At 31.8% G+C, this 16,277-nt stretch carries 16 protein-coding genes; 8 read left to right on the top strand and 8 right to left on the bottom strand.

Annotated features, from left to right (window positions below):
* Positions 1-5 precede the first annotated feature (5 nt).
* From OIU83_RS22055 to OIU83_RS22030, 6 genes are all read right to left on the bottom strand, one after another.
* Positions 6-2,111, bottom strand: a complete 2,106-nt coding sequence (locus OIU83_RS22055; RefSeq protein ID WP_264208434.1) for a phage tail sheath C-terminal domain-containing protein — start codon at positions 2,109-2,111, stop codon at positions 6-8.
* A gap of 20 nt (positions 2,112-2,131) precedes the next feature.
* Positions 2,132-2,971, bottom strand: a complete 840-nt coding sequence (locus tag OIU83_RS22050; protein ID WP_264208433.1) for a hypothetical protein — start codon at positions 2,969-2,971, stop codon at positions 2,132-2,134.
* Positions 2,968-3,570 (bottom strand): DUF4255 domain-containing protein, encoded by a 603-nt coding sequence (locus OIU83_RS22045; protein ID WP_264208432.1) that lies wholly within the window; start codon positions 3,568-3,570, stop codon positions 2,968-2,970. The genes OIU83_RS22050 and OIU83_RS22045 overlap by 4 nt, the downstream gene beginning before the upstream one ends.
* A gap of 723 nt (positions 3,571-4,293) precedes the next feature.
* Entirely contained in the window at positions 4,294-4,719 is a 426-nt protein-coding gene (locus OIU83_RS22040; RefSeq protein WP_264208431.1) for a hypothetical protein, read from the bottom strand.
* 20 nt (positions 4,720-4,739) lie between these two features.
* Positions 4,740-5,438: a response regulator transcription factor gene (locus OIU83_RS22035; protein WP_264208430.1), complete on the bottom strand. Its 699-nt coding sequence runs from the start codon at positions 5,436-5,438 to the stop codon at positions 4,740-4,742.
* Positions 5,435-6,772, bottom strand: coding sequence for a sensor histidine kinase (locus OIU83_RS22030; RefSeq protein ID WP_264208429.1), 1,338 nt, complete (start codon positions 6,770-6,772; stop codon positions 5,435-5,437). The genes OIU83_RS22035 and OIU83_RS22030 overlap by 4 nt, the downstream gene beginning before the upstream one ends.
* Positions 6,773-7,072: 300 nt before the next feature.
* Between OIU83_RS22030 and OIU83_RS22025 the strand changes: the two genes are divergently transcribed.
* Both OIU83_RS22025 and OIU83_RS22020 read left to right on the top strand, forming a co-directional pair.
* Positions 7,073-9,454, top strand: coding sequence for an outer membrane beta-barrel family protein (locus OIU83_RS22025; protein ID WP_264208428.1), 2,382 nt, complete (start codon positions 7,073-7,075; stop codon positions 9,452-9,454).
* A 227-nt stretch (positions 9,455-9,681) separates the two neighbouring features.
* Positions 9,682-10,278 carry a murein L,D-transpeptidase catalytic domain family protein gene (locus OIU83_RS22020; RefSeq protein ID WP_264208427.1) on the top strand — a complete coding sequence of 199 codons (597 nt, stop codon included), beginning with the start codon at positions 9,682-9,684 and terminating at the stop codon, positions 10,276-10,278.
* Between the two features lie 190 nt (positions 10,279-10,468).
* Here OIU83_RS22020 and OIU83_RS22015 read toward each other — a convergent pair whose 3' ends face one another.
* Both OIU83_RS22015 and OIU83_RS22010 read right to left on the bottom strand, forming a co-directional pair.
* Entirely contained in the window at positions 10,469-10,717 is a 249-nt protein-coding gene (locus tag OIU83_RS22015) for a hypothetical protein (RefSeq protein ID WP_264208426.1), read from the bottom strand.
* Positions 10,718-11,000: 283 nt separating this feature from the next.
* Positions 11,001-11,348, bottom strand: coding sequence for a helix-turn-helix transcriptional regulator (locus tag OIU83_RS22010; RefSeq protein WP_264208425.1), 348 nt, complete (start codon positions 11,346-11,348; stop codon positions 11,001-11,003).
* Positions 11,349-11,711: 363 nt separating this feature from the next.
* On the opposite strand from OIU83_RS22010, the gene OIU83_RS22005 reads away from it, so the two are divergent.
* The 6 genes from OIU83_RS22005 to OIU83_RS23650 form a co-directional block, all read left to right on the top strand.
* On the top strand, positions 11,712-11,888 hold the full coding sequence (locus OIU83_RS22005) for a hypothetical protein (RefSeq protein ID WP_264208424.1): 177 nt from the start codon (positions 11,712-11,714) through the stop codon (positions 11,886-11,888).
* 97 nt (positions 11,889-11,985) lie between these two features.
* On the top strand, positions 11,986-12,159 hold the full coding sequence (locus OIU83_RS22000) for a hypothetical protein (protein WP_264208423.1): 174 nt from the start codon (positions 11,986-11,988) through the stop codon (positions 12,157-12,159).
* Positions 12,160-12,290: 131 nt separating this feature from the next.
* Positions 12,291-13,739 carry a TlpA family protein disulfide reductase gene (locus OIU83_RS21995; protein WP_264208422.1) on the top strand — a complete coding sequence of 483 codons (1,449 nt, stop codon included), beginning with the start codon at positions 12,291-12,293 and terminating at the stop codon, positions 13,737-13,739.
* A gap of 9 nt (positions 13,740-13,748) precedes the next feature.
* The gene (locus OIU83_RS21990; protein ID WP_264208421.1) at positions 13,749-15,314 is read left to right on the top strand and encodes a vitamin K epoxide reductase family protein; all 1,566 of its coding nucleotides are present in this window, start codon (positions 13,749-13,751) and stop codon (positions 15,312-15,314) included.
* Between the two features lie 14 nt (positions 15,315-15,328).
* Complete coding sequence (locus tag OIU83_RS21985; RefSeq protein WP_264208420.1) at positions 15,329-16,165, top strand: DUF6625 family protein; 837 nt, start codon at positions 15,329-15,331, stop codon at positions 16,163-16,165.
* Between the two features lie 22 nt (positions 16,166-16,187).
* On the top strand, positions 16,188-16,277 hold a 90-nt coding region (locus tag OIU83_RS23650), incomplete at its 3' end, for a cysteine peptidase family C39 domain-containing protein (protein ID WP_404827721.1).

Here is a 16,277-nt window from a genome sequence, read left to right as displayed (position 1 = left end):
TTTAGTTAAGATTCCTGCATTTTGTGAGAGAAACGCAGAAGGATAAATTCTGCCGGACGAACTACTGCCATTCCTATTTCGACTATCATTAATCCATCTAGAATATCCATAGCCGACATGGTTTGTCCCAATCCAATCTTAACATAAAAAGCATCTTCATATTTAGCTCCTGCCAATGCTCCTGCTCTCCATTGAAGAATTAGAAAATTCTCTATCATGGCTCTCACTCTTATCCAGGTATTGGCATCGTTAGACTCAAAAATAAACTGTTCGGTCGCTTTTTTTATGGATTCTTCGGCCATAATAAAGAAACGTCGAACCTGTACATAACGCCATTCTTTATCGTTTCCTGCCAAGGTTCTAGCTCCCCAGACCAAAGTTCCATTACCAGTAGAACTTTTGATAGCATTGATAGATTTACCGCCAATGGTATCAATATTTAGGTTGCCTAGGTCATCATTGGTTATTTTTAGCGTTGGTTTTATCACATAATTAATCCCCACATTGGCAGGCGCTTTCCAAACACCTCTGTCGGAATCGACACGTGCGTAAATTCCAGCCACAGAACTACTAGGAGGAAGGGTAAGAGGAAGGGCCAAAATCTCTGCTTTTATGGCATTATATGATTTGTTGTCTAAACCTTCAATGTCACCTAGGAAACGACCATTCATTGCGCCGTTGTTAGTGTCTTTAGAGATAACAGTAGTAATTTCGGTTTTGATATCTTTAATCAATTGAATCATGGTTTTGGCAGGCAATGGTTTATTAAAGACATCAGTTCCAATGGTCAGGGTATCATCCGGTAATTTAGTAATAGAACTTGGGACAGAAATTGTAAATAAATTTGCAATCTCACTGGCGATATTACCTACAATTGTACCTAGTGCTGAGCTTGTTTTTGAGGCAAGCATCTTTGCAGTCAAGTCTTCTAGGTTTGTTTTTACACTTTCAATTTTATCGGAACCTTCAAATAAGTTTACAAATCTTCCTAAAGCTTGCCCAAGAGGAATTTCAGAACCGGAATTTTCATCTTTAACAGATGCAGTTACTGAATTGGCTGCATTTTTAATTTTTTGTTTTTCAGAAATTAATGAAGTTAAATCGGTAGTTAATGCAATCAACGTTTTTGCGAATTCATCTTTTAAATTAAGGTCATAATCAGCAGCAGGAGGTATGGCAGCAAGATTAAAACCATTTGGGTTAGGAGAATCTATAAATAAAAGTACATTAGCTATTTTTCCTTTGACGGTGTCATCATTTGCAGGTATTGAAATTTCATTACTAATGCTAAGAATACTTGAAATGGTTGGTGAAATTTTTAGTAAAGAATTGTCAATATCGTTTGATGCTGTGCTTATCGCATCGGGAACATTGGTAAAATGGTTGATTAAAATATCATCTTCATTATATCGGTAGTTTAATATAGTCTCCAAGTATGGATAATAAGCTGCACCATATTTAAGGTAATCTTTCTCTAGAGATAATCCGTCTCTTAGTGCTTTTGAATCCGCGCCAATATTTGTAGAACTTTGAGTATCAATAATGGTGAACCGGTCCTGCATATCATGGCATTGTATTAAGGCATTTGCATATAAAGGACAGAATTTATCTGGAGGCAATGCTTTTGCATCAGGAAATAATATCAATGTTGGTTCGTCTTCTGCTTTTAATAAATCCAATCCAGCCTTAAGATCATCAATAAAAACTAGCTTTGCATTACCATTTATATCTTCATATTTACCTACAGATATAATATAACAAGGCCCACCACCATTTGCAAAATACATCTGAAGCGAATAATACATTAAGAATGGTCTTGGATCACTAGGCTGATTCACCACAATATTTCTTTCGGTTACATTGTTAGTTACCACATCAGTTACATTTACAGAGATTGAGTCTTCGGGATATGCCAATCCAAAATAGGTTTCATAATCCAGTAAAGACGTGATTCGGGTAGGGATTCTGTCTAAATCGTCCTCAATCTTGTTCATAGCTTTCTCAGTATAGCCTATAAAAGCAGGAATCGCTGTTTCTACCTGAGCTACAGAAGGCGGAAACTTTACGATTTCCTCAATATACACTCCAGGCGTTTTGTAAGTTGTTGCCATAATTGATTTGTTTTTAATTATTAAATAAATATTTCCGAACAGTAATTACCACTGATTTTTGTTATTGATTTTACAGATGGGTTAGGGTATTGATTAGCCTCATTTTGTGAAGGATCAAAATCATTAGTTGGATTAATTTCTACAAAGCCCGAATAGGTTAACGGTTTCGGTAGAATGGTTACAATCTCAGTTCCTGTTTTCCGGTTGATGTATTTCCAAAGCGTTTTTCGATTGTCAAAATTAATTTTAAAACTCGGACTTAACATTTTGCCTGAACTGGCTATAATATCCTGCGAATTATCACCTTTTAGCGTTAATGAAACAAGCCCAAAGACACCTTGTTTTTCTAATGGTTGAAGTTTTGAAATTAAATCTATAGTGGTTTTTTCGGATACTAAATAATCATTAGAAATCAGGATATTGTCATTGATATCTGGAATGTATTTAAAATCAACGGGTTCACTTAAAGGCTTTACATTGCTAAATAAAAACATTCGATTGAGGGTAAATTCCAAATCAGTGTAATTCTCAAATTGATAATCATTGATGGTGATTATAAAGTCCAATTTCAAATCAAGAGGGGTTTTTATAAATGATTCGTTTTCAATGCCTTCCTTGGATTTAATATATACTCTAAAACCCATTTTGGTTTTCTTGAGTATCATTTTGTAGTTTTTTAACTGCGTGTTGGTTTCTATGGTTGGTATTATAGTTGTAAATGAATCGCTATCGAATTTTTGGAGCATTTTTTTCTGATCATCTGTAGACATTCCTGTATAAGCATCTTTACCGTTATTCAGAAAATAATTGTGAAAAAGCGTTATTTCAAATAACAATCCATATGTAGTATTAAAACTCATGATTGCTCTATTGTTTTTGTTACACCTTCAACCTTACTGATAAGTTGTCCTTCGCCTTGCGTAATATTGCGTTCTATTTGTATCATGCTTACTTTGTATAAAGCCGATGGAAATTGTTTACCACCTAATGTTCCCCAGATATAGTTTAACTCTTCAAAAGTGGGAGTGTAGAGCTCTACAGAGAATCTGAAGTTGTCGATATTGGTCATTGCAACATTGTTTCTGTCGTAAATAGTGTTGGATTGAGTAAATAGTTTTTTCCCTTGGAAGAATGCAATAATTTTTGAAATATCATTAAGCGAGTTAATGTATTTAGTTCTATTGGCGCTAAAAAGCAAATACAGATTTAAATTAATAACGCTATTTTTATAAACTGTTTTAGCGTTTTCAATAGAATGATTGGGGAAGTTTTTTAAAGTCGCTTCTTCGTCTAAATTGATTAGGGTAAGTGCTACTTTATCTTCTAAGTTTGTAGATACATCATCGTTTTGAGACTCCAAATGAGCGATATTTTCTGCCACAATTGTTTTCTCTAAACCGATTTCATCGAGATAGTTGTTTACTTGCTCTGCAATTATCTGAATAACTTCAAAAATCATCTTGTGATAAAGTTTTAATACATTCTAAATAGTATTGCTAATTTGATTGCCTTATACATAATGAACATACTTTGAGAAAAGAAAGTACAATTCAATTTTTTGTTCTTTTAAAAGCAGTACTTACTTGCTTGCTTTTTTAAACATAATTCCTATTTTGTTTTTGATTTACTTCCTTATTTTACTGTATTGAATAAGTGTTTTAGGCTTTTTTTCATGGTATCTCGCTTGTGAAAATGCCATGTGAAATTTTATTAAAAAGGATCATTTTAAGGCGCAGATTGAAAATAAAAGTTAAGATTTTTGGTTTTGCTCTAAACTTGTAATAGAGACCAAGGCTTATAGAATCGTCCAAGTTAGAAAAAAGAAAGGGTATCAGAAAAGGGGGAAAACACCCTTTTTTTATCAGTTCAATATTTTGTAAGTAGCTAATTATTAGTTAGTTATGTTTTGTTTTAAGTTTTGTTTTAATTTTTTTGTAAAAGTGAACGTCAAAATTTATAAAACTGTCAAAATTTTAATGAAGGAAAAATCTAAAATGTTCAATTTTTGGATTTGAGAAGAAAAAAGTTGTTGAGGGAGAGTAATTAACAACACGATGTGTGTTAAACGACAAAAAGCCAAACGCTGTAAATTAATTTTAAGAGGTTGTAATTTAAAAGGGAATAGCTTGGGTTTATTCCCCAAGCTATTTTTTTGTATTTTACTAATTCAAAAAAGTAAAATTTAGTTTTCCGAAAGAGTTTCAGAAATTTTCTCCCCCAATGCTTTTAGTTTCTCAAAGGTTTCATCAGAAACTAATTCCTTATCAATACTTATCTTTAATTTTTCTCCCTTTAATATAAAAGAGTATGCCGTTTCGCCTTTGCTATCTTTTTTCCAAATTTTGGTGCCCGCATCAGTAGTAAATAAACTTTTGTCTAAGTTGTCAGACAATAATTTTTCCAGTTTTTTAGTTTTCCAAGCATCAAAACTCGCTTGTAAAGAATAGCTGTTATCCGAATCTGAAACAGATACTGTGGTTTTTGTTGTTTTTGTTTGTTTGGAAGGGGTTTTTACAACCGTTGTTGTGTTTCCCGAAGTGGCAATTGCTGTTTGTGCCTGAGCCAAAGTGCCCCAAGTAAGCAGGGCTATAAATAAAATGCTTTTCATAATGTAAATGCTTTAAAATTTTATTCGTCTTTACTATTAAATTTAAATCCCAGACCTCTTACGCTGGGAATAGAGATGTTTGGATCTTCACTAAAATATTTTCGAAGACGACTGATAAAAACGTCCATACTTCGTCCGGAAAAGAAGTCATCATTGCCCCAGATTTCCTTTAGAATATCTTCACGTTTGACCAGTTTGTTCTTATTGGCATATAAAAACCGAATTAGGTGCGCATCCTTTTCGGTAACTCGGTGTATAATTTTTTCATGGGAAAGCGTATAGTTATCTCCATCAAAAACATAGGTGCCGATAGAAAATACCAAGGCTTCGGGAGTATTACCGGTAACAGGTTTTTGGCTTCGCTTCAAGATGTTTTGAATTCGTAAAATTAATTCTTCTACTTCAAATGGTTTCACTACATAATCATCTGCACCAAGTCGTAATCCTTTGATCTTGTCTTCCTTCATGCTTTTTGCTGTTAAAAAAAGGAAAGGTGTTTCGGGATAATTATCAATAATATTTTCAGCGAGTGTAAATCCGTCCATTTGAGGCATCATAACATCCAAAACACAGATATCAGGCTTTGTATCTGAAAAAAATTTCAAAGCTTCCTTACCATCCTTTGCCCAAGTAACCTTGAAGCCTGAAAATTCAAGATATTGCTTTAATATAGAAGCATAGTCAAAATCGTCTTCTGCTAATAAAATATGCTGTTTCATATTGGAATTGTAATTATGAATAAAGATCCTTTGTGCTCTTCGCTTTTCACCCTGATGGTCCCGTTATAGGTTTCTACCAATTGTTTAATATAGAATAATCCAAGACCAAGACCCTTACTATTGTGAATGTTTCCTTTTTCGACTCTATAAAATTTATCAAAAATAGAAGCCTGCTCTTGAACTGGAATGCCTTTTCCATTGTCTTTTACAGAAAGGATAAAGTTTCCTGCTGTAATCCTTAAATCAGCCTCAATTTTAAGGGCGCCATATTTCACGGCATTGTCCAAAAGATTTATCAGAATCGTATTTAGGTGAAAACGATCCATTGGAATACTAAAAGCTTCTTTTTGACTTGTAAATTCAATAGTTACATCTGGTTTTGAAAGCCTGAAATCGTCAATCATATCCTTGATTTCTTCACTAGTAACGTGAATGATGTCTTTATTGGCAATTGGCATGACAGAGACTTCTGTTACCTGTCGAAACAATTTTTGCAGTCTTTCATTTTGCCTTGCAATCATTGCCAGTGTGTTTTTATAATGTTCTGGACTCATTTGCTCGTCCTTTCGCTGCAATGTTTTGATGGCAATATCCATCGTAGCGAGTGGTGTTTGGAATTCATGTGTAATATTATTGACAAAGTCCGTTTTTATATCGGCAATTCGTTTTTGAGTGATGAGGTTTTTTAATGACATATAGTATAAGAAAACAACAAAAGCCATCAATATCACCGAAAAGAGTAATAAGCCCGCCATTTTAGAAATAATTGTTTGCTGCAACTCATCAAAACTATAGTAGCGGTTACTCTTTACAATCATTGAAAGTTCATCATCATTATCTTTAGTCTCCCAGCGTCCCATAGAAGAGAGGATATGGTTCTTTTTTAAAGTATCATTGGCTAATACCAATATTTTTCCTTTAAATAAAGTATCTGTTTTTCCATGATTTATCAGTATAATTGAATTGACATAAATAGAATAATCAATATCATAATCTTCTGGCTGCACCATCTTTTTCATATAAGCGTTCATAGCTCTAAATAGTGAATCTTTGTTGGTATTAAGGTATTTGTTTAAATCGGGCTTTGTTGTATTTCCTTTTTTATACTCTTTTACATATTCTCTTACATATTTTTTGGAGCGTCTTGTCCATACATCGTTCAGATTCTCCCATTCTTCGGTATCTTCCAAGCGTGCGATTTGTTTTTTAATAGCAATATTTATTTCCTTTTCATTTAATTGGTAGGTATTGTAGATAAAATAGCCTTGAATTGTAGCCAAGGCGATTACCGTAAAGATACAGGCACCAATTAAAAGCATTATTTTTCTTTTCATCTGTCTTTAATGTTTTGATTCACAAAGGGAATCCATTTGTTTTGTTAAGGCAAAGCTATCGCATTTTAGGCTTTTTTAGTTTAAATATACTAGCGTTAACCCTACGTTAACCAAATTTATAAACAATAAGTCAGATAAAACCGTGCTAGGACCGAAATGTCTTTTCCTAAAAGCATTTTGTGTTTACAATCTTCTTTTCACCTTCTGGTGTTTAACCCTTCATTAACCCTCTGTTAACCATTTTTAGAAAATGATTTGCGGAGTTTTGTATCAAACAAATCATCAATGAAAAAATTAATCATGTTACTGTTGTGGGGTTCTTTTGCGGGTTATTCGCAAGAAGTTTCCCTTTCTGGAAAGGTAGTCGACGGCTCTCATCAAGCCGTACCTTTCGCAGATGCGCTGCTTTTGCAGGCAAATGATTCTGTGACCTACAAGGCAGCACAAACAAATGAGCTTGGAGAGTTTCGTTTTGGAGGCATAGCAAAAGGTGATTACCTGCTCAAAGTAAAAACAATCGGTTTTGAAGAATATTCAAAAAAGATAACAATCCAAAAAGATACGCTTTTGGGCGTACTTTCTTTAAAAGAAATTTCAAATAATCTAGATGGTGTGACGATTACCTCAAAAAGACCCATTGTAAAACGCCTGACCGACAGGCTAGAATTCGGGGTAGAAAATTCATCGCTTTCTTCAAATAATGCCTGGGAGATTTTAAGTAAAACGCCTGGTGTAATGACAGGTTCTGCGGGAGCAATAAGTATTCGCGGCAGCCAGAGTATTCTAGTAACCATTAATGATAAGAAAGTTTATTTAACCGGGGAAGAATTAAAGCAGTTTTTGGAAAATACCAGCGGAGAAGAAGTGAAATCAATAGAGGTTATAACCAATCCACCTGCAAAATACGAAGCGCAGGGAAGCGCCGTTTTAAATATCAAACTAAAAAAGAATCTTTCATTAGGTTATAAAGGTTCTGTTAATACCGCATACGTGCAGTCGATGTATCCCAAGGGCATTGCGTCTATAAATCAATTTTATAAAGGAAAAAAATTGTCTCTGGCAGGAAGGTATGGCTTTGGTTCTGGTGTATATGTCAATGAAGGGGTAGATGTAGTACATTATTTAAAAGAAGACGGTTCGGTTGATTCCCGCTGGGAAAGCATCATGAGGCGCAAGTCTAAGTCTCTGGAACAGCATTCTTATCGCCTTCAGGCATCTTATGAAATTGATTCGCTAAACACAATCGCTGTTGGCGGTACCGGATTTATAGGAGTGAAGCAGCAGGGAGAATTTACAGTGCCAACATTTATTTATGGAGCCAATGGTGCTCTTGATTCGCTTTATGTAACCCGAAACAACCGCAGAAACCCGTTAAGGAATAATGCCTATAATATTTCCTTCGATCATTTGTTTAGTCAAAAAGAAAAAGTATCGGTTGCGGCAGATTATACCAAATATTGGCGAGAGGAACTTCAGGATATCACTTCTGCATTTTCGCTTCCCGAAGAAAATCCGTATCGCACGTCACGCTTTATCAGTGATAATGTGCAAGATATTCAGCTTTTTTCTGCCCAAGCCGATTATTCGAATGAAAATAATGGTACTCTGGAAGCAGGATTAAAATTTGGAAATGTAAAAGCCCAAAGCAACCTCGATTATAAAGATGAAATCGATGGCAGTCTTGTGAATAATCCAAATAGAACCAGCCTTTTCCTTTATGACGAGTCTATATTGGCGGGTTATGCGAGTTATAACAAAGAATTTGGGAAGTGGAGCCTCAAGGCAGGGTTACGCGGCGAATATACGGCACTGGAAGGAAACTCGGTTACGACTTTTGAGGTCAATGAACAACATTATTTTAAGCTTTTTCCAACATTTTACGGACTTTACAAGGCGTCTGAAGGGCATGAAATAGGTTTTTCTTACGGTAAGCGTATTACACGACCACAATACAGTAAGCTGAATCCATTTCGTTCTTATTACAATTCCTATTCTTATTTTATGGGTGATCCGAAATTACTGCCCACAATTAGCCACAACATCAATTTTCTTTATACGCTGAAAAATAAATACAACTTTGATCTTTTTTACCGCCTTGAAAAAAATCCTTCGATGGAAATTTCTTATCAGGATTATGAAACCAATATGCTGGTGTATCATTTTACGAATATTAAAAAAGATTTTGCCTTTGGACTAGAGTTTAACACCAACCTCACTTTGTTTGATTTCTGGGAATCTGGAATCCAGGCAGGATTGAGCTATGTCGAAGACCGTTTCCAGGGCAGGGATGGTAATTTCTATAAAAACGGAAAGCCTACTTATAACACCAGCATTAGCAACCGTTTTGTACTCAACAAGAAGAAAGACCTAAACGCAGAGCTAAATTTTCAATACAATTCTTCTTCTGTACAGGGAACTTTTGTTTTCAGTCAGACTTCAAATCTTTCTGCTGCTATCCGCAAGAAAATATGGAATGGTAATGGGGAAGTATATGCGATTATTTCGGATATCTATCGCGGTGAAAAAGAAACAGTTGTTACAGATTATGCAAACCAGTACAATTACTTTAAGTCTTATGGCGACAGCCAGAGTTTTAGATTGGGACTCCGTTATAATTTTGGAAATCAAAGTTTGGTAAACAAAAAGAAAGAAGTCCAAACCGAAGAGCAGCGACGATTATAGCCAAAAAAGAGCGGTAATAGGATTTTTATTGTGTTTTATTGGTCTTGTTTTAAAAAAAAAGTTATTTTTGTTAAACTTTTGATATTGCAGTAATTATGTCTTTATTTGATGTTATTTAAACGTATTGTGCATTCAGGAATTTGTTATTTTGTAGAGTAGATTAGCGTTGTGATTTTTTTGTCAAACAACAATATTTAAAATGCATTTTTAACTTAAAATTTGTTTTTATGAAAATACTTTATTTGATTTTGCTGCTTAATTTAGGTTTTTTCCCCGTCTCCAATAATGACAAGTCAACAGATTTTTCTGTGCTTGAAGCTGAAAGATTTAATAGTCAGTTGGATGGACTTAAAAGCATGATAAACGGAAATCCTAAATACAATTCTAAGGTTGCTTTTTTTATAGACATGAAGATTAAATCAGGCATGAACCGATTTTTTGTTTATGATTTAGAAAATAATAAAATCTTAGACCAAGGACTAGTCGCTCATGGATCAGGATCTGAGACAGGAATTAATGGAGGTTTAAAATTTAGTAATGAACCAAATTCGAGATCTACTTCTTTAGGCAGATATTTAATAGGTAAGAATTATAAGGGAATGTTTGGAAAAGCTTATAAATTATATGGTTTGGACGAAAGTAATAATAATGCCTATAAAAGAGCTATAGTACTACATTCTTATTCTGCTGTTCCATACGATGAGCAAGATTATTACATCAATCACAGTCAGGGTTGTCCTATGGTAAATGAGTTATTTTTTAAGAGAATAGAAAAAATAATAGATAGTTCTAAATCGAGTATTATTTTGGATATCTATTATTAAGTGAGATAGTAGTTTTATACTTAAAATATATTTACAACGAATATATAGCCCTATTATTGGTTTACAATAATAGGGCTTTTTGTATAATAATTCTTTCTATAGATTTTATGCATTCAAATATATAAATATCCAATTTTTGAAAAAATACATCTTTGATAACTTGATGCTATTTTTTACATCGAAATAGATTCTACTTGAAAAGAGTTATTGTGTCTGCTAAATTTTCTTTATTAATAAATGCAGTAATGAACTCTTGGACTTCATTGGTGTTTTCGTGAAGAGTCTCAAAAGAGTTAATGTGAAAATCATCATCTTGATCCAGAATATGTATAATCTCTGTATATCCCCTCGAAATTAAGCTGCCTTTTAATTTAATTATATTAAACTGTTGTTGACCATCTAACTCTTTTCGAACTTTTAGTTTTATAGCTTTTTCCATTTTAAATATTTTTAAATTAATAAATTCAAATTACTTATTACCAAATATAAAAATTTATAAAGTTAATATCTACGAAAAAGCCAAAACATAATACATTATTTATTAACACATTAAATGCTGTTATTTATATAGTGCAGTTGATAAGTTTGGGATATAGTTAATTACTTATTTAGACTTAGTTACAGACTACACAGAAGGTCCGTGTAGAATTTCCCTCATCTTGATTAAGGTTTATTGTAAGACAAAAATATATATATCATATTTGGGTCTAAAGAATTATAAATCACAGGCTTTCAGTTTTGGATTTTAAAAATCTATTCTCATCCTCTAGTTTTTCGATATACTTTTTCATTATAGATAATGTAAATTCATGATATTCATTATAATGAAGACCTGTATTATTGGCGCTTTCATCATTTTTTAATATGTATATACCATCTTCTGGTTCATAGATAGTTTCAAGGTTGGTGTCTAGAATTTTCATCAAACTATTCCATTCACTTTTAGTCATTTTTATGGTGCCAGATTCTCTGCGACTATATTGTGACTGAGTGATACCTAATTGATAGGCTATTTCCTCTTGTGTTTTATTTATTTCGATTCGTCTATTGATTAGCTTTTGTTTGATCATACTTGGTTAATATGTTTTGGTTGTTTTTTTTGTTTTTATGGCAATTGCCTAATATTATCTTACAAGCGTATTAAAACAAATATACATTAAGAAGGAATTTTTTTATTAAATCATCGAACGATAAAAAACACTACAAAAACACATCAATGAGTTTATTGCTTGTAAATAAAGGGCTCTTTCAAACAGATATGCTGTAAATGGCATAAAATATACGTTATATGGAATATTAAATACGATGTTTAATTTCCATATTTGATAAAATTATTCTTAATTAATTATCATATAATCTGTGCGCAGGATTAATATTGAGATTATGCAGGGATTGTTTTAAAAATAATTCAATAATAATGTAAAAAAATAATTATGAAAACTCTTAAAATGAGCCTTGCAAATGCGCAAGGAAAATTATCAAGAATCGAAATGAAAACTATAATGGCAGGTAGTGGGGGGTTTTGCCCTGAAGGTTATTTCCCATGTAATTGTAATGGAATCTTAAAAGGTTGTTACGATACTGCGTCATCGTGTTTTCATGCATGTTAATTAATTATTTTATGCTATTAACCATTACTTGTAAAACTGTTATTTCAAGATCAGTTTCGAGTAAAAATTTTTAAATGTTTAACAAAAAACAAAAATTATGAAAACACAAAAAATTAGCCTTGCAAACATACAAGGTAAGCTTTCAAGAAAAGAAATGAAAACTGTTATGGCTGGAAGTACAGGTTGTCCTTCGGGCTATTTTCCTTGTTATTGTAATGGGGCATTATTAGGATGTGCTCAAAGTATTGGGAGTTGTTATAACGCCTGCTAATTAGTATTTAAGCTATAGGCACTATTTTAATAGTGCTTATAGTCTTTATTATATCGGATAGTTTAAAATTTAATTGCTTATAAAAATAAATAATATAGTTAAAGACAATTATGGGGAAAATATATTTCATTATGATATTACTTTTTTCTACTATATCTAATGCTCAAACGGTTGAACTTCAAGGATATTTTGAGGATGTAAAAGATTCTACAAAAATATCATTTAACAACTCAGTAGATAAAAATTATAGAAATTTTTGGATGGATTGTGAATCTGCAATAATTTTAAATAATTCATTCACAAAATATTTCCATTTTAATGGTACTGGAGCATTTACAATTAATTCCTCATTATGCACGCCGAGAATAGAACTTATAGTTGATGAAGACAGTAAAATTAAAATGTTTGTTAAAAAGAAAGAAGGAATATATGATATTACTTTTAAAGGCGATAACGCTTTAGGATTGAACGAGTTAAATAGGTCTGAGTTATTTAAATTTAAAACACTATATCCATTAGTCGAGAATTGTTTTATAGATACAAAAAGCGCTTCAGATTTTATAAATAAGCTTTTAATTCTTCGTAAAGAATTACTAGTTAATATGGAGGATCTTTATTCAAAGAACGAGATTACCAGTTTGTTTTATGAGCGAATCCAAAATGAAGCAGATTTACAGTTGCTTTATGCTGCAAATTTCAAAATAGAAAGTTATAAAGAGGATTTGAAAATTAAAAATGATCTAAAATTATCAGACCAGGATTTAAATGAGATTATTGTAAGATTGGATGAAATGTATAATGCTTTTGATCAAAAATATGAAAAGTGTAACGGGATACACAGAGTAGTAGTCATTCCTCAAAAAAGCCTAAATATTTCAAGAGGGATATTAAAAGGTTCAAAACACGATATCGGACTATGGGATACACACCATGATTATTATAATTATGCTCCACTAGATTCTCAAGAACTATTACTAGTAAATAATATAAACTTTCTTGGCTTTGAGAAGGGAGGATGCTCTTTTGAAAAATTTAAAGATAAATTTCCCAAAAGCCCTTATTTATTAAGATTAGAAAAACTTAATAATGATTCCAATAATTCTGCCATTTTGCCTTATACCTATGCGACATATTTAACCGGTTCTGAAAAAATAAACATAAAAAGTACTACTCAATATGTTGAATTATCGGAATTAATTAAAGAAAAATTTCAAGGGAAAAGTGTATTTGTAGATTTATGGGCAACATATTGCGCTCCTTGCAAAAAGGAATTTGCTTATGCTGCAGATTTACATAATTTTTTAAATGAAAACAAAATTGATATTATTTATATTTCTGTAGATCCCAAAGGCGTTGAACAAAAATTGGTAGAGGATATTCAATCTTTTAAACTATATGGAAACCATTATTTTGCTTCTGGTGACATTTTGAAGTCATTACAAAAAATATTAAACGAGGAAGTCATTGCTATTCCACGATATTTATTATTTAACTCAAAAGGAGAGCTAGTAATAAAAAACACAAAAAACCCATCTGAGCAACAAGTACTTTATGATGAAATTTTAACAGCTTTAAGATAATACAATTATATGAAAGAAAACTTTAATTACCTTTTCCAATATTTGGAAAAAGAAAGCATATCTATTGACAAGTCTGAATTTAGCTTTCAGATACAATCTCATCCAAATTATCCTACTTTGTTATCAATTGTAGATACTTTAAGTTTTTTTAATATTACTAATGGAGCTATCCATGTTGACTTTTTAGATATAGAGTGTCTGTCGGGTCGTTTTGTAGCTCTTTTAAATGAAGATCAAAAGTTACCTGAGCCTTATTTTCTTGAAAGGAATGGGGATGACTATTTTTATCTAAAAGAAAAAAAGGCAATTAAAATTTCTAAATTAGAACTAGAAAGAATATGGAATGGGATAGTACTTTTGGTAGAAAAATCAGAAACGGATACTGAAGTAAATCAAATAAAAAAGAGTTCCTTTTGGGTTTTACCATTTTTATGCTCAGTTTTATTTTTCCTTTATTTGTCCCAACTTAGAATAAATTGGGAAACCAAATTATTCTTCGCCTTCCCTGTAATTGGAATTATATTTTCTATCGGCGCACTTAAAGATTTGTTTGGAACAAAAAGCGAGTTGCTCAATAGTTTTTGCAATATGAAACCTACAACAAGTTGTTCTACTGTAGTAGCCTCTAATAAATGGAAAATTTTTGAGATTATTAATTTTAGTGATTTGAGTATGATATTTTTTACTTCTCAATTTTTGCTATTATTTTTATCATTGTTGTTAGGAGATACAATTACCTATTTTGCAATTCAAAAAATATTGCTTTTAGCAGCAATACCTATTTTGCTTTTGTCTTTATATTATCAAAAGGTCGTAGAAAAAAAATGGTGCCCTATTTGCTTGGCTATAACAACTGTTATTTTGCTGGAAATCATTTATTTGTTCCTTTTGGGGAGTGTTACCTTTATTTTCTACACAACGTCATTAATTATATTTGCGCTAGTCACTTTATTGGTAATTACGGCATGGTCTAGTTTGAAAAAAAATCTTTATAATCAAAAAGAACTAAAAGAATATCAATTAAAATCGATTCGATTTGAACGCAATTATGAGATTTTTAAGAATTCATTATTTTCAAAAGAAAAAAACGATGTAATTGAGAGCCCAATTATACTAGGAAATAAATATAGTAAAACCATAATTACCATCATATCAAACCCTTTTTGTGGACATTGTGAAGGAGTGCACGAAATAATTGATGCTATTTTAGAAAAATACCACGAAGAGGTTCAAGTACAGATTATATTAAAAACAAATCTTGATAAAGAAAATGAAGACGCTAAAAAAATGTTTAGAAGTTTGATTAATATTTATATGCAAGATGGGGAAAGTCGTTTTACTAAAGCGCTTAATAAATGGTTTGAAAGTAAAAACCTAGAGGAATGGTTAAGCTTGTTTTCTGGAAGTGCAACATCTGAATTTGATACAATATTTAGGTCTCAAAACAGGTGGTGTGAAGATAATGATTTTAGTTTTACTCCAGTTATTTTTATAAACGGGTACGAATATCCACAAAGTTACGATAGAAAAAACTTGACGTTTTTTGTTAAGGATATAATTGAAGATGAGTTCTAAATAATATTAATACAATGAAATTAAAATCTATAGCCGTTATTACTTGTTGGTATGGAGAATATCCTTGGTATTTCCCATACTTTATTCACTCTTGCGGATTTAATCCAACAGTAGATTTTTATATTATTACCGACAATGCCGATTTAATCCCTAATAAACCTAGTAATGTAATAATTATATACAAAACATTAGAAGAGCTAATCAATAGTGCCTCAGAAAAATTAGGTTTTACAGTAAATATTGATTTCCCATATAAACTCTGCGATTTTAAACCTTCTTATGGTTTCTTATTTCCTGAAATTATCGAAGGATACGACTTTTGGGGACAAAGTGATTTGGATGTCATTTATGGAAATTTGCGGGATTTTATGACAGGAGATATGCTTGAAAAATTTGATTTTATTAGTGTTCGGCATGACTATACTACAGGATGCTTTGCTTTATATAAAAACAATGATTTAATGAATACTTTTTTTAAGAGAAGTAAAGATTATAAGATGGTATTTTCTAGTTCAATGCATTATTGTTTTGATGAATGCAATTTCGCTTGGGACGCATTAACCGAAGGAGCATCAATATTTGACCTTGATACAGAAATTGAGAGTTTTACTCATCTTATTAAAAGGGCAGAAATGGATGGGGGAATAAAGGCTCATTTCGATTTTATTCTTCTCGAAGGATTAATAGGGAGAATAACGTTTGATAATGGACGAATTTTTTATAAAAATCAATTTGAAGGAATAATGTATCATTTATTTTGGTTTAAAAAAGTATTTAATTTAAATGAATTAAAGAAAAAAATTCCAAACAAATATTATATAAGTAAATCAAAAATATATCATTCCAGATAAAGTAGAAAAACAAGAATTAAAATTGAAGAAATTCCCCAACTATAAACAAGCAGATTTTAAGGACTGTGGTCCAACTTGTTTGAAAATTATTGCAAGACATTACGGTAAAACT

Origin of the sequence: Flavobacterium shii, assembly GCF_025847235.1 — a bacterium.
Lineage (GTDB): Bacteria > Bacteroidota > Bacteroidia > Flavobacteriales > Flavobacteriaceae > Flavobacterium > Flavobacterium shii.
The sequence above is the reverse complement of the archived record's forward strand: the minus strand, read 5'-3'. Positions and strand labels throughout refer to the sequence as shown.